Origin of the sequence: Streptococcus sp. LMAG:39 (assembly GCF_008680485.1) — a bacterium.
GTDB lineage: Bacteria > Bacillota > Bacilli > Lactobacillales > Streptococcaceae > Streptococcus > Streptococcus pasteurianus.
This window is the reverse complement of the sequence record NZ_NALE01000001.1, coordinates 1-23577: the sequence shown is the minus strand read 5'-3', so window position 1 is coordinate 23577 and position 23577 is coordinate 1. Positions and strand designations below refer to the sequence as shown.

Sequence of the window (23577 nt, the reverse complement as noted above, 5' to 3'; positions counted from 1 at the left end):
AGGAGGACTTCAGATGAGTCACAAAATGGAGAGAAGCGATACAGTCGCTTACAATCGAGCAAAATTATGGCAAATTGTATGTTTTGCGATGAACAATTCATCTAGTAACATGTACATTTTTACTTTTAGCTATATCACTTATTTTGCGACAGGAATACTTGGATTGGCAGCAATTGCTATCAGTCAAATTATGGGGTATATTCGTATCTTCGATGGTGTGATTGACCCTGCTATCGGAATCATTATAGATAAGACAGATACAAAATTTGGAAAGTATCGTCCAATTATTATTCTGGGAAATTTAATAACAGCGGCATCTTTTTGGTTCCTATTCAACATTGATATGTTTGGACAATCTTTACGATTCCCGATGTTTTTACTTGCTTTAATTGTGCACAAAATCGGTTATTCATTCCAACAGACTGTCACAAAGGCTGGTCAAACAGCTTTAACTAACGATCCAAAGCAACGTCCTATTTTTAACATGGTAGATGGCATTGTTACTACTGCATTATCAACAGCTGTTGCTTATGTGATTACAAATATCTTGGTTAAACAATACGGTGGTTTTACAGGTGAGATGTTTGATGTTCTTGTCTTTTGGGTAATTAGCATTTCAGCGGTTTTAGGTGTGATTGCTATTATTGGAATTTGGCAAAAAGATCGCAAAGAATACTTTGGCTTAGGTGAAAAAACTCAAAAAACAGATTTAAAAGATTATTGGAAGGTTCTTAAAGGGAATAAACCACTTCAAGTATTATCGTTATCTGCTGCTTTAGTAAAATTTGTGACACAATTATTTAGTGATGCTGTTATGACAGTAATGCTCTTTGCTATTTTATTTGGCAATTATGATTTAGCAGGAAACTTTAGTTTACTTGTGATTATTCCTGGAATGATTATTAATTTTGCTTTTTCTGCCTTTGCTCGTCGTCAAGGACTTAGAACAGCCTATGTTTTAGCCCTAAAAATCGGCATTATTGGTTTGTTATCTTTTGCAGCCGTTCTATTCTTTGGTGAACCTGGAAAATTAAGTTTAACACATGTGAATTTGTATACGATTCTATTCTGTATTACTTATATCGTTGGGCGTTATGTATCAAGTGTCCCTTCAGGACTAGTTTTAACAATGGGGGCTGATATCTCAGATTACGAAACTTCTGTTTCTGGGCGTTACGTTTCTGGTATGATTGGGACTATTTTTTCACTAACAGATTCTATTGCCTCTTCTTTTGCACCTATGGTTATTGGTTGGGGTGTAGCTGCAATCGGCTTTACAAAAGAATACCCTACTGTTGGAACACCACTGACACCTGAATTAAAGTGGGTTACTATCTTATTGATTGCTGTTATTCCAGCGGCTTTCCTTTGCATTTCTCTTTTCCTAATGCATTACTACAAGTTAGATGTTAAAGAAATGACTCGTATTCAAGAAAAAATACATGTTATGAAAGCCGCAAAAGATGAAGAACGTGTTAGAGACATTGCTAAGAATGTTCCACTTTCTGATATGGAATATGTGGATTTATCTAAATATCCGTTAGATTAAGGAAAAATAATTTTTTACAAATACTCGTTTATTATAAGGAGGGGTTGAAATGAAGGTTGTTGCTTTTGGAGAAATTATGTTAAGGTTATCACCTCCACAGCATCAAACGCTCACTCAGGCTACACAGTTAGACTGCCAATTTGGAGGTTCAGAACTTAATGTTCTTTCAACCTTAGGACAGTTGGGGCACAAAGTTTCTATAGTATCTGCTATACCAGATAATGACTTAGGTCACATGGCAGAGTCTTTCTTGTTTGCACATCAAATAGATCAAGAACATTTAGTTAAAACAGGAAATAGGCTTGGAATTTATTACTATCAAAAAGGTTTTTCTTTAAGAAGTAGTCGTGTTTTGTATGATCGTAAGTATTCATCATTTTATGAATCTCAATTATCAGATTACGATTTAGATGCTATTATAGAAGATATGGATTGGCTTCATATTAGCGGTATAACAGTAGCATTAAATCCTAGAATTTACGATATTGCACTTGCTTTAATGGCTAAAGCGAAAGACCAAAACATTCCTATTTCATTTGACTTGAATTACCGTGAGAGTCTTTGGAAATCATTTCAAGATGCACGGGAGCAGTTATCAAAACTAGTTTCTTTAGCAGACGTATGTATTGGAATTGAGCCTGTTTCGATAGTAAGTGAACGTGGAACTGACTTAAAAGATGATTTAGGCTTATCAAGACCTTATAAAGATCGCGATGCATTGTTAATGGTTTTAAAAGCAATGGTTGATCAGTATGATTTGAAGTATATTGCTTTTACAGAACGCGAAATCGGTGCGACTAATGAGTATCTTTTAAAAGCCTATTTATATGATGGACAAGATGAGAAATTATATGAAACAGACCGTGAGTCAATACAGGTGTTGGATCGTGTAGGAACTGGTGATGCATTTACAGCAGGTATTATTTATGGTCTTATTGAAAACGCTTCAGTTAAAGAAACTTTAGAACTTGGAATGGCTAGTTTTAAATTCAAGCACACTATCGAGGGTGATATTAATATAGTGACTAAAAAAGATATTACACAGTTTATGACAAAAGGTGATTTAGATATTAAACGATAGGAGAAATGATATGTTATATCCAATATTGACAAAAACACGGAGTATTTATGATTTAAACGGATTATGGAACTTTAAACTTGGTAGTCATGATCCAAAAAAACTTTTGAGCTCAAGTGAAGTTATGATGGTACCAACATCATTTAATGATGTTGTTGTAGATGAAGAAAAAAGGAATTATATTGGAGATTTCTGGTACGAGCGCTTTATAGAATTACCTCCAATTGGAGAAAATCAAGAGGCAGTCTTGCGTTTTGGATCAGTCACACACCACGCTAAAATTTATGTGAACGGAGAATTTTTAGGAGAACATAGTGGGGGATTTACTCCATTTGAAGTTATCATTCCAGAAAAACTTCTGTCAGAAGACAGAATAAAAGTTTCTATTTGTGCCAATAACGAACTTAATTATAAGACGCTTCCGGTCGGTAACTATAGCGAGGAAGTGAGAGAAGATGGAAGCGTTAAGAAGAAGGTTCAAGAGAATTTTGATTTCTTCAATTATGCAGGAATTCATCGACCAATCAAACTCATTGTTCGACCTAAGATTCACATTTCAGATCTAGTGATTACAAGTCAGTTATCTGATGATTTAAAGTCAGCGATTGTTAATGTTGATGTAACTTCTAGTCAAGAAGTAGATGATATCAATATTACGATATTTGATGAGGAGCATAAAGAAGTAGCTATTTTAGAAAATGGCTCAACTACACTTCATAATGTTAGGCTATGGGAAGTTTTGGATGCTTACTTATATACAGTCCATGTTGAATTAATAAAAGACGAGGAAGTTGTCGATACTTATGATGAGCCATTCGGTGTCCGAAGTATCCGTGTTGCAGATGGACAGTTTTTAATTAATGAAAAACCGTTTTATTTCAAGGGCTTTGGAAAACACGAAGACACCTTTATCAATGGAAGAGGCTTGAACGAAGCGGCTAACTTATTAGATTTGAATTTATTAAAAGAAATTGGAGCTAATTCATTCAGAACCTCTCATTATCCTTATTCAGAAGAAATGATGCGTTTAGCTGATAGATTAGGTGTTGTTGTTATCGATGAAGTTCCAGCAGTTGGTTTATTCCAGAACTTCAATGCCTCTTTAGATTTATCTCCTAAAGATAATGGGACTTGGAATGTCATGAAAACGAAAGAAGCACATGAGCAAGTTATTGCAGAATTAGTTAAGAGAGACAAAAATCATCCTTCGGTGGTTATGTGGGTTGTTGCTAATGAACCAGCAAGTCACGAAGAAGGAGCACATGAGTATTTTGAACCTTTGGTCAAGTTATATAAAGATTTAGACCCTGAAAAACGTCCAGTTACTCTCGTCAATATTATGATGGCAAATCCAAAAAACGATAAAGCTATGGATCTTGTTGATGTTATCTGTCTCAACCGCTATTATGGTTGGTATGTTGAACACGGAAATTTGGTGAAAGCAGAAGAGGAATTAGGGAAAGAGTTAGAAGAGTGGCAAGCACTATACCCTGATAAACCTATTGTGATGACAGAATATGGTGCTGATACTCTTCCTGGCCTTCATTCTATGTGGCATACTCCTTATACTGAAGAGTTCCAAATTGATTTTTATGATATGAGTCACAAAGTATTTGATAGTATTCCTAATCTGGTTGGTGAGCAAGTCTGGAATTTTGCTGATTTTGAAACCAACTTAATGATTCTTCGCGTACAAGGGAATCATAAAGGTCTATTTTCTCGAAATCGACAACCTAAAAGCGTAGTAAGACACTTCAAAAAACGTTGGGAATCTATTCCTAATTATGGTTATAAGTCTAAAAAAATAGTATAATAGTCCTAAACTGATTTAGGAGGAAAGATTATGGCAGATCGGCCACTGGTTGACAAAACTGCTGAGCGTTTGATGGCATTTATTTTAGATAATGGTTACGAAGTTGGGCAAAAATTGCCTAACGAATATGATCTATCTGAAGCACTTGGAGCAGGACGCAGCACTGTTCGTGAAGCAGTCAGGAGTCTTGTGGCTCGCAATATCCTTGAAGTGAGACAAGGCTCAGGAACTTATATTAGTTCTAAGCGAGGAGTAGTAGAAGATCCTTTTGGCTTTGCTTTTGTGAAAGATCGCATTAAGTTAACGACTGATTTATTTGAATTAAGGTATTTATTAGAGCCTAGAATCGCTGAACGCGCAGCCCAATTCGGAAAGGAAGAGGATATCCAGCGACTGGAACAAATTGCGATTGAGATCGAAGAAGCACTAGCAGCGGACGATCCGAAACATCTAGAACTGGATGTGCAATTCCACAGCTTATTAGCAGAAATGAGTGGTAATGTTGCTGTTAAAAGTTTAATCCCTGTTATTAACGAATCCATCCAAATCATTAATGAAGATTATACAAATCGTCGGATGAAACAATCAAGTATTGAAGCACATAGGAATATCTTAAAAGCGATTCAATCCAGACATCCTATAGCTGCTTACGATAGTATGTTGTCACATATTTTAACAGTTAGGCAAACAGTGTTAAACGATTGGTACGAAAAGGATATAGACATTCAAGGGTTACCAAAATCAAAATAAATTTGTTTATAGAATTAAAATAAAAAAAGGTTGAGTACCTCTCAATCTTTTTTTATTTTTTCAGTAAAAAGCTTGACAAATCATCTGATGACTTCTATAATGTAATTATGATAGCGATTACAAATACAGGAGGAATATATGTTAACTATTTTAAAAAAAAATTATTTCTTTGCTGTTATACGTGGCAAGGATGAAAAGGATGCAAAAGAAATTTCACGCCGTGCTATCGCAGGTGGGATTCGTAATATTGAAATTACATTTTCGACGCCAAATGCGGTACAAGTCATCAGTGATTTATCTGAGGAATTTGCAGATTGTGAAGATGTAGTTATAGGAGCTGGAACAGTAATGACACCAGAACTTGCTCATAAAGCAATTGCAGCAGGAGCGCAGTTTTTAGTGAGTCCATATTTTTCTCAAGATATTGCAACTATCGCTAACCAAGAAGGAAATCTTTATTTTCCTGGTTGTGCTACAGCAACAGAGATTGTGACAGCAATGAAGGCTGGATGTCCAATTATTAAAGTATTTCCAGGAGGTGTCGTAGGACCGAGTTTTATCAAAGACATTCATGGCCCTATTCCTCAAGTAGATTTAATGCCTTCTGGAGGCGTTTCAGCAGTCAATGTTGCTGAATGGAAAAAAGCTGGAGCCTGTGCAGTTGGTATAGGATCGGCTCTAGCTGCTCGAGTGGATAGTGAAGGGTATAATTCGGTGACAGAAATAGCTAAAGAATTTGTAGCAGCAATAGGAGGTCAAAATGGGATTCAATGATAAAAATTTTATGTTAACTAATGAAGCAGCTTGTAAATTGTATGAGCAGATTAAAGATCAACCTATTTTTGATTATCACTGTCACCTTGATCCAAAAGAAATCTTTGAAGATAAGGTTTATGATAATATTGTTGATTTATGGCTTGGTGGGGATCACTATAAATGGCGTCTTATGCGAGCTCAAGGCATCTCCGAGGAAGAAATCACGGGGTCAGCTAGTCGACTAGATAAATTTAAAGCTTTTGCACGCAGCCTATCTAGAGCGTACGGTAACCCTGTTTATCACTGGTCAGCTATGGAATTGAGAAATGTCTTTGGCGTAGAGGAAGTCTTAACGGAAGAAAATGCTGAATCTATCTATAATCGTGTCAATCAATATCTTATAGATAAAAAAATCAGTCCTCGTAAATTGATTAGAGATAGTAAAGTTACTTTTATCGGAACAACGGATCATCCGTTAGACACATTAGAATGGCATAAAAAGTTAGCTGCGGACAAAACTTTTGAAACAGAAGTTGCTCCAACTTTTCGTCCAGACGAAGCCTTCATCGAACATAAAAACTTTAGTAGTTTTACACAACGGTTAAGTCAGGTAACAGAAATTTCAATAGAGACATTTAAAGATCTTATCTCTGCCTTAGAACAACGAATTGCTTATTTTGCTGAAAATGGTTGCAAAGCCAGTGATATTAGTTTTACTGAGATTGTCTACGAAGAAACAACTCCTAAAATGTTAGATCATCTTTTGAAAAAAGTACAAGTAGGATATCGGCCAAATCAGTTAGAAATTAACCAATGGCAAACAGCTGTTTTTGCAGAGTTGTGCCGTTTATATAAGCAATATGGTTTTGTAACTCAGGTGCATTTTGGAGCACTTCGCAATAATCACACAGGTATTTATGAAAAATTAGGAGCGGATGTAGGAGTAGATTCCCTTGGTGATCAAGTTTCACTTGCAGTCAACATGAATCATCTTCTAGATAACCTTGCTCAAAAAAATCAGTTACCTAAAATGATTTGGTATAATTTGAATCCAAGTTATAACATCACTGTAGCCAATACTATAGCTAATTTCCAAAGTAATGAGGAGAACGTCAAATCTTATCTTCAGTTTGGAGCAGGTTGGTGGTTTGCAGACACCAAGTCAGGTATGCTGAGTCAAATGACTGCTTTATCTGAACAAGGTGTATTAGCTAATTTCGTTGGTATGTTGACAGACTCTCGTAGTTTCCTATCGTATCAACGACACGATTACTTCCGACGTATCTTAGCTTCCTTCTTGGGGCAATGGATAATAGATGGAGAAGTTCCTGAAGACTATGAAGCAATTGGTCAACTAGCAAAAGATATTGCTTACAACAATGCAGTAGAATATTTTAACTAAGAAAGGAAAAAATCAGTTTTATTTTCATTTTAGAAATGATAAAAACTGAGGTTTGAGGAATTATTATGAAAATGTCGTTTCGCTGGTATGGGAAAAATGATCCCGTATCACTTGAAGAAATAAAAGCTATTCCAGGAATGCAAGGGATAGTGACAGCTGTTTACGATGTTCCGGTTGGACAAGCTTGGCCATTAGAAAATATTTTAGAGTTGAAAAAAACAGTTGAAGATGCTGGTCTTGAAATTACTGTTATCGAATCAATTCCGGTTCATGAAGATATCAAACAAGGTAAACCTAATCGAGATAAATTGATTGAAAATTATAAGACATCTATTGAAAACGTTGGAAAAGCAGGGATTCCAGTTGTTTGTTATAATTTTATGCCAGTCTTTGACTGGACGCGTTCAGATCTTAATCACCCACTACCAGACGGTTCAACGTCATTAGCCTTTTTGAAATCGGATTTAGAAGGTGTTGATCCTATAGCAGATGATTTAAATCTACCGGGCTGGGATTCATCTTATTCAAAAGAAGAGATGAAAGCTATTATTGAAAACTATCGTCATAATATTTCAGAAGAAGATTTATGGATGAATCTAGAATACTTCATCAAAGCAATTATGCCAACTGCTGAGGCTGCTGGAGTAAAAATGGCAATTCACCCTGATGATCCTCCGTATAGGATTTTTGGTCTCCCTCGAATTATCACTGGACAAGATGCTGTTGAACGGTTTTTGGATATTTATGATTCAGAAAACAACGGTATTACCATGTGTGTAGGTTCTTATGCTTCAAATCCCAAAAATGATGTTATCGCCATGACTGAATATGCCCTAAAGCGTAATCGCATTAACTTTATGCACACACGCAATGTAACTGCTGGAGACTGGGGCTTCCAAGAGACAGCTCATTTATCACAAGCAGGTGATATTGATATGAATGCCATTGTGAAGTTATTGGTTGCATATGATTGGAAGGGAGCACTTCGTCCTGATCATGGTCGACGTATTTGGGGAGATCAGACGAAAACTCCTGGGTATGGCTTGTATGATCGTGCATTAGGTGCTACCTACTTTAATGGCTTGTATGAAGCTAACATGCGTGCAGCAGGAAAAACACCTGATTTTGGAATTGTTAAAAAAACAGTTGAAGATATGTAATCGTCCCTATCTATTTGATAACGTTCAATGGTTACGTCAGAGCGTAGCTTATGAGCCATTAAAAGGGCATCTTTCCTACCTGTCTTAGTTTTTCTAAGAGATTGTGATTTGGCAAGCTTAAAGTTAGTCATCACCATTTCTCCAGTCTCACTGATACAGGCTAAATCGTGTTTATTTTTAGCAATATTAACACCAACATAGAGCATAAGGTTTTGGTTCATTTCAAAACGATTAGCGACTGTTGTTCGTTCCACGGACATTTTATCTTGTGTAAAAATACAAGATAAAATGTCAAAGCGTTATCATTCTCATTACCAATTAAACAAAGAGCTGTGGTTAGAGCTTCTTTTAAATCACCAAATCGATTGGTAAACGATACTAATCCACAGTTAAGTATAAAGCAACTCTAAAGATAATTAAAGAAAGGGTTTATATTGGTGGGAGTTCCCCACTAACATAAATATAAGGTAAACTTATGTCTAAAGTTATTGAATTTAAAGATAAAGTAGTAGTGGTTACCGGAGCTGGGGGTGTACTCTGCGGTTACATGGCAAAGGAATTCGCCAAAGCAGGTGCCAAAGTTGCATTATTAGATTTGAATCAAGAAGCGGCACAAAAATTTGTTGATGAGATTGAAGTCAATGGAGGTGTCGCTAAAGCATACAAAGTTAATGTTCTAGATAAAGATAATTTAGAAGAAGTCCGTCAATCGGTACTGGCAGACTTTGGACCAACAGATATTCTCATTAATGGTGCAGGTGGAAACAATCCTAAAGCTACTACCGATAATGAATTCCATCAAACAAATTTACCTGAAGATACAAAAACATTTTTTGATCTTGAACAATCAGGTATTGAATTTGTGTTCAACCTTAATTACTTGGGCACATTGCTTCCAACTCAAGTCTTTGCACAAGATATGGTTGGGCGTAAAGGAGCAAACATTGTCAATATTTCTTCTATGAACGCTTTTACTCCTTTGACTAAAATCCCTGCTTATTCTGGTGCTAAAGCCGCTATTTCAAACTTTACCCAGTGGTTAGCAGTACATTTTTCAAAAGTTGGTATTCGTTGCAATGCTATCGCTCCAGGTTTTCTTGTAACTAACCAGAATAGAGGTCTTCTTTTTAACAAAGACGGTTCACCTTCAGAGCGTGCGGAAAAAATTCTTAATCAAACCCCAATGAATCGCTTTGGGGAAGCAGAAGAATTGATTGGTGGTCTCTTCTTTTTGGTAGATGAAAAATCAGCAAGTTTTGTAAATGGAGTTGTCCTTCCTATTGACGGTGGTTTTTCAGCTTATTCTGGTGTTTAAATAACGCTCTAACAATTTAATAAGGAGAGTATTATGACTAAAACTATTACACTTGATTTAGATAATTTACATAAAATTCGTGATATCAATCCATTTTTAGCTTCATACAATGTGGAGTTTGCTGAAGTAACAGGTGGAACTTTTTGGAAGGCTTACTCAGACGATCAGATTTCTGGTAAAGAAGCGTTTTATGTTGAACCTTCAAATGATGGGATTGAGGCTATGTATAAGGATTTGATGCAAGAATATGATCCTATTGACTTGTCAAATGAAAAACTTCGTTATTTAACCAAAGCTCTAGGGGAAGCATGGATTAGAGTTTCAGGAACTTGGTCAACAAAAACTTACTATGATTTTGTTGATGAAACAGGAGGTAAACCTCCTCAAGGATATCTTAATGTTCTTACTAAAGAACAGTGGATTGGGGTTCTTGATTTTGTTAAAGCCGTTGGAGGCCATTTAAAAATTTCAATGGCCAATTGCCCAGGTTTACATTCAGCTGAAGAGCCTTGGCATCCGACTGAAGCTGAAAAAATCTTTGAACTAAGTCAGGCATATGGTGTTCCGATTGAAGCTGTTGAATTCGCCAATGAACCAAATATGTTAGAAGATACTGGATTTCCAAAAGGTTACACTGCTGCACATTACCGTCGTGACCAAGATTTATTTTTCCAATGGTTGGAAGAACATTATCCAAATTGTTTAAAAGTTGGTCCAAGTTCAACTGGTGGAGATGATATCACTTTCGGAAATCCAAATAATCAAAGTGGTGCTGGTGGTGTTGAGCAGGTAGCTCGTGAAACTGTTAATTGCGAAGATTTATTAGAAGGTACGAGGGTTCCATTAGACATCTTTTCTTACCATTACTATAACGGTATTTCAGAACGTCTTGCTTCGGTTATGCCAGAAGGCCATTGGTCGTCAGAAGATGCATTATCAGAAGCCTACTTGTCTGTAGCCTCAGATTTTTGTAAAACTTACCTGCCATTACGTGATCGATTTGTTCCGGGTGCAGAAATGTGGGTAACTGAGTCAGGTGATGCTGGTGGGGGAGGAAATACTTGGGCCTCTACTTACTTAGATGTTCCGCGGACCTTAAATGAAATGGGAACATTTGCAAAACTTACCGACGGTATTATTTTCCATAATACCTTAGCTTCATCAGATTATGGTTATTTAGCACGTCAAGTATTTGATCCAAGACCAAACTATTTTGCGGTATTATTATGGAACCGTTTGATGGGAACAGAAGTTTTTGATAGTCAAATTCCAATCCAAGAGGGAGCCCATGTTTTTGTTCATTCTCGCAAAGACCAAAAGGATGGAAAAGCAATTTTAATTATTAATAATTCCGAGCTGGAAGCGACTAGTTTGAAGTTAGAATCAGAAGCACATATTTACCGTTTATCTGGTAAGGATGGTCAAAAACGCGCTGATAAAATCACTCTAAATGGTGAAACACTATCCTTAAGAGAGGATGGAACCTTGCCTGAACTAGTAGGAGAAGTATTTTCAGGTAGTGAACTAATTATTAATCCAACAGAATGCGTATTTATCATAATTTAAGAAGATAAAAAAGACAAACCTCGTTTTAATATACTCCCCTAATAGTTAGTGGACAGTGAAAAACAAAAATTCACTAGACATTACTAAGAGGGGTTTTTATATGTCTAAAATCAGTATAGGGGAAACTAGAGATTGTTCAATTAGTAGTTCTTAATCATGAAAACAATCAAGTCAATAGGATCAAGTGAGTCAATCGACCATCAGTAGATAGCTAACTCGTTATTAAAAATTTTGTTCTACTGAAAGTTGTGGTTTCTTCATAATTGCATTCGCAACAAGCCCTTGACAAAACGCAAACTAATAAGTTTTAGAACAATCAAGCAGAAATGAAATAGTCTACCCTTTTACGGCATAGAAAAAGACAGTCAATTTCAAGTGTTGTTCTTCTATATATTTTTTTCTTTTAAATCTCTTTAAATACTGTATTTATGCGGATAATTTACATTTTAGCACTGTTTTTTTAGTTAAAAAATCGATTATCAATTGACAGCGCTTTCCTGAGGTGATATACTTAATTCATCAGATGATTTTAGAGTAAAAAGGAGTTATAATCATGTCTAAAAATAAAGAATATGCTTTTTGCATTGACTCAGATGGTTGTGCAATGGATACAATGACCTATAAACATCAGCTCTTTTTTGGACCATTAGCTGCTAAAGTTTTTAAAGTTCCAAATCAAGAAGATTTTTTGAAAAAATGGGATTATATCAACCTTTTTAGTAGAACAAGAGGAGTCAATCGTTTTGTTGGATTAGTCATGGGATTAGAGTATGCTGATATTGGTGGTATTGATAAATTGAAACAATGGGTTGATTCAACACCATCTCTATCTAATGCCTCTTTAGAGAAGGAGTTAAAGCAAAATCCATCAGATGATTTAGAGAAAGCATTGAAGTGGTCAAAGGAGGTAAATCAACATATTAAAGAATATCAAGGTGATGCTCTTGCGTTTGTAGGCGTTCAAGAAGGTTTAGCTATGCTTCATGAGTTAGGAAAAGTCTATGTAGTATCATCTGCCAACCGTGAGGCTGTTGAAGAAGAGTGGAGTGACCAAGCACTAATTGGTTACGTGGATAACTTATATTGTCAAGATTTTGGAAAAAAAGAGGATGTTATTGCTGCTCTAGTAGCTGAAGGATACAAGCGAGACCATCTTTTAATGGTTGGAGATTCTCCAGGTGATTTGGCTGCTGCTGAACAAAATCAGGTTGCGTTTTATCCCATATTAGTTGGTAAGGAAACAGAATCGTGGAAAAATCTTAAAGATTCTTTTTCACAAAAGTTTATAAGCGGACATGTCTCTACAGAAGAATTAGAACAGTTAAAACAATCATTTTGGGAAAATTTAGAATAGGAGAGTCTTTATGGCACATTTAGTAGATTTAACACAAAAACCCTATTGCTTAGATGCTCAAGCCATTACATGGGTCGAATCAACCATAGCTTCTATGAACTTAGATGAAAAAATTGGTCAACTTTTTGTCAATATGGGATCTAGTCGCACAGAAGAGTATTTGACGCAGGTATTGAAAGATTATAAGATTGCTGCCGTTCGTTACAATAAAGGGAAGGCTGATGAAATTTGGGAACAAAACCATATTTTACAAACTAAGTCAAAAATCCCTTTGTTAATAGCTGCTAATACAGAGGCTGGTGGAGATGGTGCTGTTACTGATGGTACCAAAATTGGAGATGAAATTAAGATTGCTGCCACCAACGATCCAAAATATGCTTATGAAATGGGACGTATAGCAGGGATTGAAGCGGCAGCAGTTGGTTGTAATGTATCATTTGCACCTATAGTTGATTTAACACGCAACTGGCGTAACCCAATTATCGCTAATCGTAACTGGGGATCCAATGTAGACCAAGTTATTACCTTGTCAAAAGAATATATGAAAGGAATCATGGAGCAGGGGATTATGCCATTTGCCAAACATTTCCCAGGAGACGGAATTGACGAACGTGATCATCATTTGTCTTTTGCTTCAAATCCAATGACTAAGGAGGAGTGGATAACTACTTTTGGTCGTATTTATGGCGAACTGGTTGAAGCAGGACTTCCTGGTATTATGGCAGGACATATTCATTTGCCAAAAGTGGAAAAAGAAATGCACCCTGAACGAGATTGGGATGATATGTTGCCTGCCTCACTCAATAAGACTCTGCTAGATGAATTATTACGTGGCGAACTTGGTTACAACGGAGTTATTGTGACAGACGCCTCACACATGGTTGCTATGACAGCTTCTATGCCACGTCGTCTCATGTTACCAACAGCTGTAGAAGCAGGTTGTGATCTCTTTTTATTCTTTAACGACCCAGAAGAAGATTTACAATGGATGAAAGAAGGATATGAAGCGGGTATTCTTACTGAAGAAAGGTTACATGATGCCCTTCGACGCACCCTTGGTTTGAAAGCACGTTTGGGACTACATTTATTTGAAGGGCGCCGTGAGGAAATTATGTTACCAAAAGAAGAAGCGCTATCCCTTATTAACACTAAGGAATCACAAGCTATTGCAGATGAAGTTGCTGATAAAGCCATTACCCTTGTTAAAGATAAACAAAAAGATATTTTGCCTGTTACCCCTGATCGCTACAAACGCATTTTGATTGTTAATGTGGAAGGGCATAAAGGAGGTTTTGGGGCCATGATTGCCGGTCAGAAAAAACGAGCTTCAAATGTAGTTAAAGACCTACTACAAGCACGGGGACATGACGTAACAGTTTGGGAATCAACTGAAGAACGAATTATGCAGTTACCTGAAAATGAGCGCGCAGCGGCTATCGCTAATGTTTATGCTCAAAAGCAACCAATTTCAAATTTAACAGATTATTATGATTTAATCCTTAACTTAGTGGATGTCAATTCTGGCGGAACTGTTCAAAGAATTGTATGGCCAGCAGCTAAAGGCACACCAGATCAGCCGTTTTATGTGCATGAGATTCCAACTATTGTAGTTTCTGTACAACATGCTTTTGCCCTTGCGGACATGCCACAAGTAGGAACTTATATTAATGCTTATGACGGCAAAGATAATACGATGAAATATCTGGTTGAAAAATTAGCTGGCGAATCAACTTTCACAGGTGTTTCTCCTGTGGATGCCTTCTGTGGTCTAATTGATACTCACTTATGGCGAGAGTATTAAAGTAATAAACGCTTAATCTGATAAAAAAAGAAAGGAATAGTATATGCCAAAAACAGTCAATTTAAAACAAAAACCTTATCAACTTAATGATCAACAACTAGCTTGGGTAGAAAAGACTCTAAGCCAATTAAGTGATGAAGAAAAAATCGGACAACTCTTTGTTAACCTCTTTTTCTTTGGTGAAGATGCTTTTAGCGGCAATCAATTAACCAATAAAGAAATTTTAGAAAAATACCATATCGGTGGTGCGCGTTACATGAATGGTACTCCTGAACAGGTGCAGACTCTCTTGAATGACCTACAAAGCCACAGTAAAGTTCCTTTATTAGTAGCAGCTAACTGTGATTCTGGTGGAGATGGTGCAGTGACGGGAGGAACTTATATTTCTTCTGGAGCACAATCAGAAGCCAGTCGCGATCCATGGGTTGCGTACCATGCTGGTCTTGTTTCAGCTAGAGAAGAAAAAGCCCTAGGGGTCAATGTTAATTTTGATCCATGTGTAGACATTCTAGAAAATTGGCGCAACACCATCGTCAACACGCGAGCATATGGTACAACAGCCCAAGATGTGATAACCTACACTTCAGCCTATCTAGACGGATTGACAGCAGAGGGAGATATCATTCAGTGTATTAAGCATTTTCCCGGTGATGGAACTGAAGAGCGCGATCAACATCTAGTCTTGGGGGTCAATGAATTAAGTCCAGAACGTTGGGAAGAAAGTTTTGGGCAAGTTTATCGTCATCATATAAATCGTGGGGTTGAAATGATTATGGCTGGCCATATCGCATTACCTCATTATCAAAAAGAACTAAACCCAGAGCTGACTGATGAGGATATTTTACCTGCTACTTTAGCACCAGAATTGATTACAGATCTCTTAAAAACTCGCCTTGATTTTAACGGATTAGTGATTACTGATGCCTCACATATGCTTGGAATGACCTCGGCTATGCGGAGAGAGGACTATGTACCAAGAGCCATCGCAGCAGGCTGTGACATGTTCTTATTCTTTAATGATATGGAAGAAGATTTTAACTTCATGCTCAAAGGTTACCAAGAAGGAGTGATTTCTAAAGAACGTTTAGATGACGCAGTACGTCGTATTTTAGGTCTAAAAGCAAAATTAAATCTCCATATCAAACAAGCTGATGGTAGTCTTCTTAAATCTCCTGAAGAACTTGCCGTTATCGGGTGTGAAGAGCACCTGGCTTGGCAAAAAGAAGCTTCGCAAAAGGCTATTACTCTTTTAAAAGATACCCAAGGAAATCTCCCAATTAGCCCAGAAACTCACAGACGCATTCGTCTATACTATTTGGAGGGGGAAAAAGGAGGTATTATGGCTACAAATGATGAAGTACTTGAAAATCTGAAACAAGCCCTAGAAGCAAGAGGCTATGAAGTAACGATTAATGATGGTAACACTCGTGTCAAAGGTGAAACTTTAACTTATCGTCACAACGTAGATTTGGCATTGACTGTTGCTAATGTCATTGGCTATGGGGCTCAAAATAACTATCGTATCCAATGGAAGACAGCCATGTCTAATGAAGTACCATGGTATGTTCACGAAGTACCAACAGTCTTTGTTTCCCTCAACTATACAACCCATCTGCATGATGTTACTATGGTTAAAACGGCTGTTAACGCTTATCATCATAATGCTAATACTATTGAATCCCTCTTAGACTGTCTAGAAGGAAAAGCAGCCTTTAAAGGTCAAGCCAATGACTTAGTTTGGGCTAATAAGTGGCAAGCAAAATTATAATTGACAAAAAACTTTCATAAATCTAACCTCCTTATTAGAAATCAATGTTAAAATTAACTTAAAAACAACAGTAGATACACCTCTGAGTCTAACAATAAACTCAGAGGTGTTTTCATATGCCATTCAAAAACTATTATCAATTGGTCGTTTGGAAGTCACTCTTCAAGCAAACCATATCAAAAGAAATCCTCACAAAATGAGGACAGGTCATTGCTATATGGAAATAGAACGACATGCATTAAAAAGCTAATTGAACCGCACTGCTTTACCAACTACACCCGTTCGTTTATGCTGAAAGCAAACAATGCTGGACGAAGAATGCAGAGCATGTCGATATCATTGAAAAAGAGATAAATGACGGTTATATTGGTACTACAACAATGAAAGTTGGGGCGAAACTACCTATTATATTGACATCAATACAAATTTTAAGAATGGCTACAAGATCATAGCTCATGCATGAGTGCCAACCAGATTTCAGATGATGAGATTCCAAAGGCAATGCAGGTATGGTAGTAGGCGTTTGTGCTATATAAGGATAGTAACTGGAAGATTGTGTAGGATAAATTATATAGCGTGCATTTCTTATCAGATTTGCACGCCTCACTCTTTTTTGTGAAAACACTATATAACACTTGACAACAGTATCATTCTGTTATACACTGTTTATACAGAAAGGGGCTGTGAGATGAGAATTATTATAAACCATTCTTCAATGATACCTATTTACGAGCAAATAGTAGAACAAGTTAAAACTTTAATTCGGAATGGAAAATTAAAAGAAAATGATAATCTTCCGTCTGTTCGTTCTCTTGCAAAAGAATTAAAAATAAGTGCTTTAACTGTAAAAAAAGCATACGATAACTTGGAAAATGAGGGATTTACAGTGACAATTCATGGAAAAGGAACGTATGTTACTGCTACAAATACGGAGCTTTTATTAGAGGAGCAGAAAAAGGAATTAGAAACTGATTTAGAACGAGTTATTCAAAAAGGCAGATGTTACGGTATCAGTGATGAAGATATAAAAAAACTATTTGAGTTAATTTTGGAGGGTTAGATATGTTAAAGATTGAACATTTGAAAAAAAGTTATGAAAACTTTTCGCTTGATTGCTCACTTGAAGTAAAGAAAGGTCATGTAACTGGTTTGATTGGTCAAAATGGTGCAGGAAAAAGCACTACATTTAAAGCTATTTTAGGGTTAATTTCCTTTGATAGTGGAACTATAAATATTCTTGGAAAGTCATTACAAGATTTTACTGCAAAAGATAAACAAGATTTGGGAGTAGTTCTTTCAGACTCTGGCTTTAGTGGATATTTAACAATCAATGATATTATTCCTATTATTGATAGTCTATATCAAAATTTTGATAAATCATTTTTTATAGAACAAGTTAAAAAGTTTCAGCTTCCACGAAATAAAAGAATAAAAGATTTTTCAACTGGTATGAAAGCGAAAGTAAAAGTCTTAGTTGCTGTTTCACACAATGCAAAGTTGTTAATTCTTGATGAACCAACGGCGGGATTAGATGTAATAGCTAGAGATGAATTACTAGAAATGCTAAGAGATTTTATAGAAAAGGACGAAGAACGCTCTATTTTAATTAGTTCTCATATTTCTAGTGATTTAGAAACTTTATGTGATGACCTTTATATGATACATCAAGGAAAGGTAATCATGCACGAAGATACTGATGTATTATTAAGCGATTATGCCCTGCTTAAAGTTGATGAAGAAGAATATTCTAAATTAGATAGACAATATATTTTACGTACAAAAAACGAAAGCTATGGATATAGTTGTTTAACTAATCAAAAACAGTATTATATCGAAAATTATCCTCAGATAGCGATTGAAAAAGGAAATATAGACGAAGTAATAACAATGATGATTAGAGGTGTTGAATAATGAAAGGTTTATTGATTAAAGATTTTAAGTTACTGAAAGGACAAAAAAACTTCTTTATGGCGATTGTTGCCATTTCACTGATAATGATAATAACATCTCCAGGGACTTCGTTTCCTATTGGTTTCTTAGGCTTTGTTGGTTCATTGTTCTCGTTGAGTTCAATTAGCTATGATGAATTTGATAATGGAAATGCTTTTTTATTTTCTTTACCGATAACACGAAAAGATTATGTACTTGAAAAATATATCTTCGGATTGATTTCGGGAATAACTTCTTTGCTGTTGGGAACTGTTATTAGTTTAATTGCTATTGGTATTGCAAAAACAGGCAGTTTTAATGAAATTTTTATAACAGCAGGTTCTTTATTTCCTACTATTTTATTGATTTTATCAATCATGCTTCCTTTTATCTTGAAATTTGGTGGCGAAAAAGGAAGAATTGCTATTATAGGTGTAATGGGATTTATATTTGTCATAGGACTGCTTATTATAAAGGCTACTGAATTTATGGGAATAGATTTATATGCACTTTTAAAAAAGCTTCCTCAATTTGAGCCACTAGTATATATAATATTATTTTTATTGCTTTCAGTTGTTATTTTAGGTATCTCCTATCTTATTAGCTTAACAATACTAAAGAAAAAAGAGTTTTAGAAAAGAGAGGTGTGCTTATGGACTTGACTATTTTGGTAGTAGGATTGATATTGGGTGTCGGTATTCCTTTAAGAAACAAAGTAATCAAAGAATATCGCAAAAATAAGGGAAATAAAGAAAAATGAAGAATATATTTTAATTGGAGTGATGTAAATGGAAAAAGAAACAATGGGTACTGTAATTTCGGTCACTAAACAATGGTGGTTAAAAATAAACAATAAATCAACACGAGTTCATGCAATGGACGGTGCAACTTTTCCATTTTTGATAAAAGTTAAATATGAGGTAAATGGAAAAAGCTATACTCGTAGGAAATGGATTAGTGCAGGTAATAATGTTCCGAATAAAGAAAGTATGGTACATGTTTTTTACTGTCAAGATAATCCATCAAAATCAAGAATAGTTCTTTAAATATCAAAAAGTTACTTAAAAATAAAGATTTTATGAAGCAATCTGTATAAGAGTTTTATATGAAAAGAGGTCTTGTAAATGAAAAAATATGAATATGTAGAAATCAATTATACTGCGAAAGATGTTGTATTCCTTTGCACCGATAAACATAAGGAAGTTATAAATAGCTATGCAGAAAATGGGTATCGCTATGTTGGTTTTATACCTACAGAAATTGACGCAAAAGGTTGTATGCGAAAGATTGATTTAATTTTTGAAAAAGAAGATTAACTCATTTTAAGGAGTTGGTTCGAATGATAGGGTTAAAAAAACGAGATATTAAAAAAGCCTTAAAAGCAGGAGCAAAGGCTGGCGGTATGTCACTAGCTGATGTTCGGGAAAATATTGAAGCAACGATGGATGAAGCTATGAATAGCACCGACCCAGAGGTGCAGGCAAATTTCAAAAAGTATTTTGGAAAAAAACGCCCTACGCCAGAGGAATACATTTATACCATTACGAAAAAGACAACGGTAAAATTATAATAAAAGGGTCGTGGAAATGCTTCACAGAATTGTGATCTGCATTGTCACGGTTCTTTTACTCTCCGTTTACTTTCAAAACTGTAAGTGTAATTGAATATTGCCCTTGCTATAATTTAATTGTATTCCAAAACAAATAAATGTGGCAGGAAGAAAGGAGCGATTTTTAATGGAACACATTTTGAATTTAGAACAAGTAAAAAAATACTACGGGGGTAACTCTGGAAATATCACAAAGGCAGTAGACGGTATTTCTATGTATGTAGATAAGGGCGAATTTGTCGCAATCATGGGAGCTAGTGGTTCTGGAAAGACTACCCTATTAAACTGTATCTCTACGATTGATACCGTAACCAGCGGACATATTACAGTCAACAATCAAGATATTACCAAAATCAAAGATAAAGATTTTGCTGATTTTAGACGTGAAAATCTAGGGTTCATTTTTCAAGATTTTAACCTTTTAGATACCTTAACGATTGAAGAAAACATTTCTTTGTCATTGGTAATCAACAAACAGAACCCTGCTGATATTGACAAACGAATTCATGCTATCGCCGATAAATTGGGTATTCGTGATATTTTATCGAAATTTCCTTATGAAGTTTCTGGCGGACAAAAACAGCGTTGTGCTTGTGCAAGAGCTTTAATTAACGAACCAAAACTGATATTAGCTGATGAACCGACAGGAGCTTTGGACTCAAAATCTTCCAGATTGTTACTGGAAACAATGTCTGACATCAACAAGAAAATGCAGGCTACTATTTTAATGGTAACACATGACCCGTTTAGTGCGTCTTTCTGTGAACGTATTCTGTTCTTAAAAGACGGTAAGATATTCAATGAAATTTTCAGAGGGGAAAAAAGCAGAAAAGATTTCTTCAATGAAATACTGGATATATTAACCTTGCTCGGAGGTGAAGTGGGAAATGTTAGGTAAATTAGCGGTTAGAAATACAAAAAGAAGTATTAAAGATTATTTGATTTATCTGATAACGATTACGATTTCATTTTCATTGATACTTACGTTTAATTTAATTGCAAGTTCTGATAAGGTTGTCGAGTTATCTACTGGTATGGGGTCATTCAAAACAGTATTAACTTTTATCAATGCTGTAATTGTATTTGTTGTATGTTTTCTGATTAACTATACGACAAGGTTCATGTTTGAAAAAAGAAGTAAAGAATTAGGGACATATATGCTTCTTGGAATAAAGAAAAAGAAAGTTGCACATTTACTTGTAACAGAGAATATATTACTGGGATTTTTAGCATTTGTACTATCTATTCCACTTGGCTTTCTGTTCAGTCAGTTTGTATCATTAGTTATTGTAAAAATGCTGGGTATTCCAGAGGTTATATTTATTTCTTTAAATCTTATTTCTATTGAATTGCTGGCAATTTATTTTACGGCGATATACGTATTGGTTTTGCTTAACCTTTTACGAAGAATTAGAAAAATGACGGTACACGACTTCCTTTATTTTGACAAACAAAATGAAAAGAAAATGTTCCGTAGTAGTAAAAGAAGAAATATTATTTTTGTTATAAGTCTTTTATTAGGTATAGCTTCTTTAGTTTTTTGGCACACACGATTTAATTTTGAAAACTATAGTACAAGTGAAAACATCAGTTATTTAACAATTTGTATTGGTGTATTGATTATCAGTATATATGGTATTTCTGCAACCTGTGCAGATATGTTCTTGTCTGTTTTGTTAAAAAGCAAAAAACTAAAATATAAAAGTGATAATTTGTTTGTTGCCAGAACCTTTGCGTCTAAGGCTCGAACAATGGGTTTCACATTCGGGACACTCTCCATGTTGATATTACTATCTTTATTGTGTTTGAATTTTTCCAGTATCAACAAAGGTGTATATCAATCCACGATAGAAAGAAGTTCTCCCTATGATATTAGTATTTATGAAGTTAAAAAACCATTTAGTGATTTTAGCGAATACTTGGATTATATTGATGATGAATATACGATTTCAAATTCTTTAGAATATGACATCTATAAAGAACCAAATCATCAGATACAAAATTTCTTTCAAGTAGAGTTTTACGATTTTGACGCTATTTTGAAATTAAGTGATTACAATAAAATGTTGGAACTAAGAGGTTTGGATACAGTTCAGCTAAAAGAAAATGAATATCTTATTATTACAGACAAACAGTATTTGCATAAAGTTGAAAACAATAATGAGATAAAAGTCTTACAATTATCAAATGGGGAAAAATTAAATTTGAAAGAAATAGATACGCAAACATATTGGTATGCAATGTGTGTTTCTGGTCGATTTACTGTAGTTGTTCCAGATGTTTATACACAAGATTTAGAAGTAGTTGAAAGACATCTTATTATAGATACAAAAGAAGATACAACAGCCGATTATGAACAACAATTTCTAAAAGATATGGAAGATAAATTTATTGAAGTAAATGAAAACGGAGAAGATGTTCTTCAGTCTTATAGAATAAATCTGCGAGGAACAACAGTAGAAGAACAAAACTCTATGACTGCTATGATTGCAAGTATCTGTTTATATATTGCTTTTGTGCTTATTTCTGCTGTGGGAACAATCCTTGCTGTTCAATCATTAAGTGATTCAACTAAATATAAATATCGTTATTCTACATTACGAAGAATAGGTGTGAATGACAAATCACTTTTTAGAACAATCAAAAAGCAATTATTGATACTGTTTGGTGTTCCTACCGTTTATTCTATTATATGTGGTTTCTTCATGGTAGTATCTATGAATAATATTTTTCAAATTTTATTGCAGAGTAAATATTCCTATTTGTCTTATTTTATAGGAAGTTTATTGATTTTCTTCTTTATCTATGGTATTTATTGGATTGCAACGTATATCGGTTTCAAACGAAATATCAATGAGGAGAGTTAAATTTTTCTAGCTATCCTGCCGTGAAATTATTATAATGGTAAATCAAGGGGGTGTTGAAATGAGAATAGCAATTATTGAAGATGATGGAATCACTCGTCTGGAGCTTTCTAAATTATTGAACACACAAGGATATGAAACAGTCTTATTGACTGATTTTGAAAATTTGACAGAGGAATTAAAGCAATATTGCGTAGAGCTGGTTTTGCTTGATATTAACCTCCCGTATGAAAATGGCTATGAGGTATGCAGGAAAATCAAACAAGTTATGCCAGTACCTATTATCTTTGTAACAAGCAGAGATACAAATGCTGACGAATTGAAAAGTATTCAAGTGGGCGGAATTGACTTCATCACAAAGCCGTATGACACGCTTATTCTTCTTGAGAAGATAAAGCGTGCATTGCAGTTATCAAACCCGAATAATTTCCGTGAGCTTGTTAAAAAAGATTGTACCCTTGATTTACATTTATCTATTTTGAAGTATCAAGAGAAAAGCATTGAACTGACAAGAAATGAATTTCGTATTTTATACTACTTCTTTATGAACGAAGATAAAGTTATTAGCAAAGAAGAACTATTGGAAAAGCTGTGGAACGACAAATATTATTTAGACGAGAATGTATTACTGGTTAATATGACTCGCCTAAAAAAGAAAATGAAAGAAATCGGTATTGTTCATTTATTGGAAAATATACGAGGAAAGGGTTGGAAACTGTGAGTTTTTTTACATTCTTAGAAGAAAAAATAACAGAGATATTGTTTCAGCTTTTCTTTCTTGCCTTAGTAGCATTTCTCTTGATTTTCTATGGTGTAGATACGCTATTTGTTGTATTGCTGGTAATTTTGTTCATCAGCATACA

At 35.1% G+C, this 23577-nt stretch carries 21 protein-coding genes and 1 pseudogene; 21 read left to right on the top strand and 1 reads right to left on the bottom strand.

Annotation, left to right across the window (positions count from 1 at the left end):
• Positions 1–13: 13 nt before the first annotated feature.
• From CCC20_RS00110 to CCC20_RS00080, 7 genes are all read left to right on the top strand, one after another.
• Complete coding sequence (locus CCC20_RS00110) at positions 14–1549, top strand: MFS transporter (protein ID WP_285394373.1); 1536 nt, start codon at positions 14–16, stop codon at positions 1547–1549.
• A 49-nt stretch (positions 1550–1598) separates the two neighbouring features.
• Complete coding sequence (locus tag CCC20_RS00105) at positions 1599–2630, top strand: sugar kinase (protein ID WP_003064810.1); 1032 nt, start codon at positions 1599–1601, stop codon at positions 2628–2630.
• A 10-nt stretch (positions 2631–2640) separates the two neighbouring features.
• Positions 2641–4440, top strand: coding sequence for a beta-glucuronidase (gene uidA, locus CCC20_RS00100; RefSeq protein ID WP_048791169.1), 1800 nt, complete (start codon positions 2641–2643; stop codon positions 4438–4440).
• 30 nt (positions 4441–4470) lie between these two features.
• Positions 4471–5190: a FadR/GntR family transcriptional regulator gene (locus CCC20_RS00095; protein WP_003064808.1), complete on the top strand. Its 720-nt coding sequence runs from the start codon at positions 4471–4473 to the stop codon at positions 5188–5190.
• Between the two features lie 138 nt (positions 5191–5328).
• The gene (locus tag CCC20_RS00090) at positions 5329–5964 is read left to right on the top strand and encodes a bifunctional 4-hydroxy-2-oxoglutarate aldolase/2-dehydro-3-deoxy-phosphogluconate aldolase (protein ID WP_048791168.1); all 636 of its coding nucleotides are present in this window, start codon (positions 5329–5331) and stop codon (positions 5962–5964) included.
• Entirely contained in the window at positions 5951–7348 is a 1398-nt protein-coding gene (gene uxaC, locus CCC20_RS00085; protein WP_048791167.1) for a glucuronate isomerase, read from the top strand. The genes CCC20_RS00090 and uxaC overlap by 14 nt, the downstream gene beginning before the upstream one ends.
• Positions 7349–7413: 65 nt before the next feature.
• Complete coding sequence (locus CCC20_RS00080) at positions 7414–8508, top strand: mannonate dehydratase (protein ID WP_003064800.1); 1095 nt, start codon at positions 7414–7416, stop codon at positions 8506–8508.
• Positions 8509–8513: 5 nt separating this feature from the next.
• Here CCC20_RS00080 and CCC20_RS11455 read toward each other — a convergent pair.
• Positions 8514–8714: pseudogene (locus CCC20_RS11455) on the bottom strand (hypothetical protein); the annotation flags it as partial.
• Between the two features lie 269 nt (positions 8715–8983).
• On the opposite strand from CCC20_RS11455, the gene CCC20_RS00070 reads away from it, so the two are divergent.
• The 14 genes from CCC20_RS00070 to CCC20_RS00005 all read left to right on the top strand — a co-directional run bounded on the left by CCC20_RS00070 (position 8984) and on the right by CCC20_RS00005 (position 23435).
• Positions 8984–9823, top strand: a complete 840-nt coding sequence (locus tag CCC20_RS00070) for an SDR family oxidoreductase (protein WP_013851832.1) — start codon at positions 8984–8986, stop codon at positions 9821–9823.
• 33 nt (positions 9824–9856) lie between these two features.
• Positions 9857–11389 carry a hypothetical protein gene (locus CCC20_RS00065; RefSeq protein WP_003064796.1) on the top strand — a complete coding sequence of 511 codons (1533 nt, stop codon included), beginning with the start codon at positions 9857–9859 and terminating at the stop codon, positions 11387–11389.
• Positions 11390–11942: 553 nt separating this feature from the next.
• Positions 11943–12743, top strand: a complete 801-nt coding sequence (locus CCC20_RS00060; RefSeq protein ID WP_003064793.1) for an HAD family hydrolase — start codon at positions 11943–11945, stop codon at positions 12741–12743.
• A gap of 10 nt (positions 12744–12753) precedes the next feature.
• Positions 12754–14544: a glycoside hydrolase family 3 protein gene (locus CCC20_RS00055; RefSeq protein WP_003064790.1), complete on the top strand. Its 1791-nt coding sequence runs from the start codon at positions 12754–12756 to the stop codon at positions 14542–14544.
• A 43-nt stretch (positions 14545–14587) separates the two neighbouring features.
• Positions 14588–16312: a glycoside hydrolase family 3 protein gene (locus tag CCC20_RS00050; RefSeq protein ID WP_013851828.1), complete on the top strand. Its 1725-nt coding sequence runs from the start codon at positions 14588–14590 to the stop codon at positions 16310–16312.
• Between the two features lie 688 nt (positions 16313–17000).
• Positions 17001–17372 (top strand): GntR family transcriptional regulator, encoded by a 372-nt coding sequence (locus CCC20_RS00045; protein ID WP_041973410.1) that lies wholly within the window; start codon positions 17001–17003, stop codon positions 17370–17372.
• 2 nt (positions 17373–17374) lie between these two features.
• Entirely contained in the window at positions 17375–18223 is an 849-nt protein-coding gene (locus tag CCC20_RS00040) for an ATP-binding cassette domain-containing protein (protein ID WP_003064785.1), read from the top strand.
• Complete coding sequence (locus CCC20_RS00035; protein WP_003064783.1) at positions 18223–18876, top strand: ABC-2 transporter permease; 654 nt, start codon at positions 18223–18225, stop codon at positions 18874–18876. The genes CCC20_RS00040 and CCC20_RS00035 overlap by 1 nt, the downstream gene beginning before the upstream one ends.
• A 153-nt stretch (positions 18877–19029) precedes the next feature.
• On the top strand, positions 19030–19287 hold the full coding sequence (locus tag CCC20_RS00030; protein ID WP_048791159.1) for a DUF3592 domain-containing protein: 258 nt from the start codon (positions 19030–19032) through the stop codon (positions 19285–19287).
• Positions 19288–19365: 78 nt separating this feature from the next.
• Positions 19366–19557: a DUF4177 domain-containing protein gene (locus tag CCC20_RS00025; RefSeq protein WP_003064779.1), complete on the top strand. Its 192-nt coding sequence runs from the start codon at positions 19366–19368 to the stop codon at positions 19555–19557.
• Positions 19558–19580: 23 nt separating this feature from the next.
• Positions 19581–19811 carry a hypothetical protein gene (locus tag CCC20_RS00020; protein WP_003064778.1) on the top strand — a complete coding sequence of 77 codons (231 nt, stop codon included), beginning with the start codon at positions 19581–19583 and terminating at the stop codon, positions 19809–19811.
• 166 nt (positions 19812–19977) lie between these two features.
• Positions 19978–20748 carry an ABC transporter ATP-binding protein gene (locus CCC20_RS00015; RefSeq protein WP_013851827.1) on the top strand — a complete coding sequence of 257 codons (771 nt, stop codon included), beginning with the start codon at positions 19978–19980 and terminating at the stop codon, positions 20746–20748.
• The gene (locus CCC20_RS00010) at positions 20738–22717 is read left to right on the top strand and encodes an FtsX-like permease family protein (RefSeq protein WP_003064773.1); all 1980 of its coding nucleotides are present in this window, start codon (positions 20738–20740) and stop codon (positions 22715–22717) included. Before CCC20_RS00015 ends, CCC20_RS00010 begins: the two co-directional genes overlap by 11 nt.
• A gap of 58 nt (positions 22718–22775) precedes the next feature.
• Entirely contained in the window at positions 22776–23435 is a 660-nt protein-coding gene (locus CCC20_RS00005; protein WP_041973406.1) for a response regulator transcription factor, read from the top strand.
• Positions 23436–23577 lie beyond the last annotated feature (142 nt).

Bases quoted from the DNA above. Each gene is read 5' to 3' on its own strand.
- CCC20_RS00035 (WP_003064783.1), top strand. From the start codon at position 18,223: ATGAAAGGTTTATTGATTAAAGATTTTAAGTTACTGAAAGGACAAAAA.
- uxaC (WP_048791167.1), top strand. From the start codon at position 5,951: ATGGGATTCAATGATAAAAATTTTATGTTAACTAATGAAGCAGCTTGT.
- uidA (WP_048791169.1), top strand. From the start codon at position 2,641: ATGTTATATCCAATATTGACAAAAACACGGAGTATTTATGATTTAAAC.
- CCC20_RS00050 (WP_013851828.1), top strand. From the start codon at position 14,588: ATGCCAAAAACAGTCAATTTAAAACAAAAACCTTATCAACTTAATGAT.
- CCC20_RS00105 (WP_003064810.1), top strand. From the start codon at position 1,599: ATGAAGGTTGTTGCTTTTGGAGAAATTATGTTAAGGTTATCACCTCCA.
- CCC20_RS00070 (WP_013851832.1), top strand. From the start codon at position 8,984: ATGTCTAAAGTTATTGAATTTAAAGATAAAGTAGTAGTGGTTACCGGA.
- CCC20_RS00005 (WP_041973406.1), top strand. From the start codon at position 22,776: ATGAGAATAGCAATTATTGAAGATGATGGAATCACTCGTCTGGAGCTT.
- CCC20_RS00080 (WP_003064800.1), top strand. From the start codon at position 7,414: ATGAAAATGTCGTTTCGCTGGTATGGGAAAAATGATCCCGTATCACTT.
- CCC20_RS00055 (WP_003064790.1), top strand. From the start codon at position 12,754: ATGGCACATTTAGTAGATTTAACACAAAAACCCTATTGCTTAGATGCT.
- CCC20_RS00110 (WP_285394373.1), top strand. From the start codon at position 14: ATGAGTCACAAAATGGAGAGAAGCGATACAGTCGCTTACAATCGAGCA.
- CCC20_RS00040 (WP_003064785.1), top strand. From the start codon at position 17,375: ATGTTAAAGATTGAACATTTGAAAAAAAGTTATGAAAACTTTTCGCTT.
- CCC20_RS00095 (WP_003064808.1), top strand. From the start codon at position 4,471: ATGGCAGATCGGCCACTGGTTGACAAAACTGCTGAGCGTTTGATGGCA.
- CCC20_RS00090 (WP_048791168.1), top strand. From the start codon at position 5,329: ATGTTAACTATTTTAAAAAAAAATTATTTCTTTGCTGTTATACGTGGC.
- CCC20_RS00010 (WP_003064773.1), top strand. From the start codon at position 20,738: ATGTTAGGTAAATTAGCGGTTAGAAATACAAAAAGAAGTATTAAAGAT.
- CCC20_RS00045 (WP_041973410.1), top strand. From the start codon at position 17,001: ATGAGAATTATTATAAACCATTCTTCAATGATACCTATTTACGAGCAA.
- CCC20_RS00065 (WP_003064796.1), top strand. From the start codon at position 9,857: ATGACTAAAACTATTACACTTGATTTAGATAATTTACATAAAATTCGT.
- CCC20_RS00030 (WP_048791159.1), top strand. From the start codon at position 19,030: ATGGAAAAAGAAACAATGGGTACTGTAATTTCGGTCACTAAACAATGG.
- CCC20_RS00020 (WP_003064778.1), top strand. From the start codon at position 19,581: ATGATAGGGTTAAAAAAACGAGATATTAAAAAAGCCTTAAAAGCAGGA.
- CCC20_RS00025 (WP_003064779.1), top strand. From the start codon at position 19,366: ATGAAAAAATATGAATATGTAGAAATCAATTATACTGCGAAAGATGTT.
- CCC20_RS00060 (WP_003064793.1), top strand. From the start codon at position 11,943: ATGTCTAAAAATAAAGAATATGCTTTTTGCATTGACTCAGATGGTTGT.
- CCC20_RS00015 (WP_013851827.1), top strand. From the start codon at position 19,978: ATGGAACACATTTTGAATTTAGAACAAGTAAAAAAATACTACGGGGGT.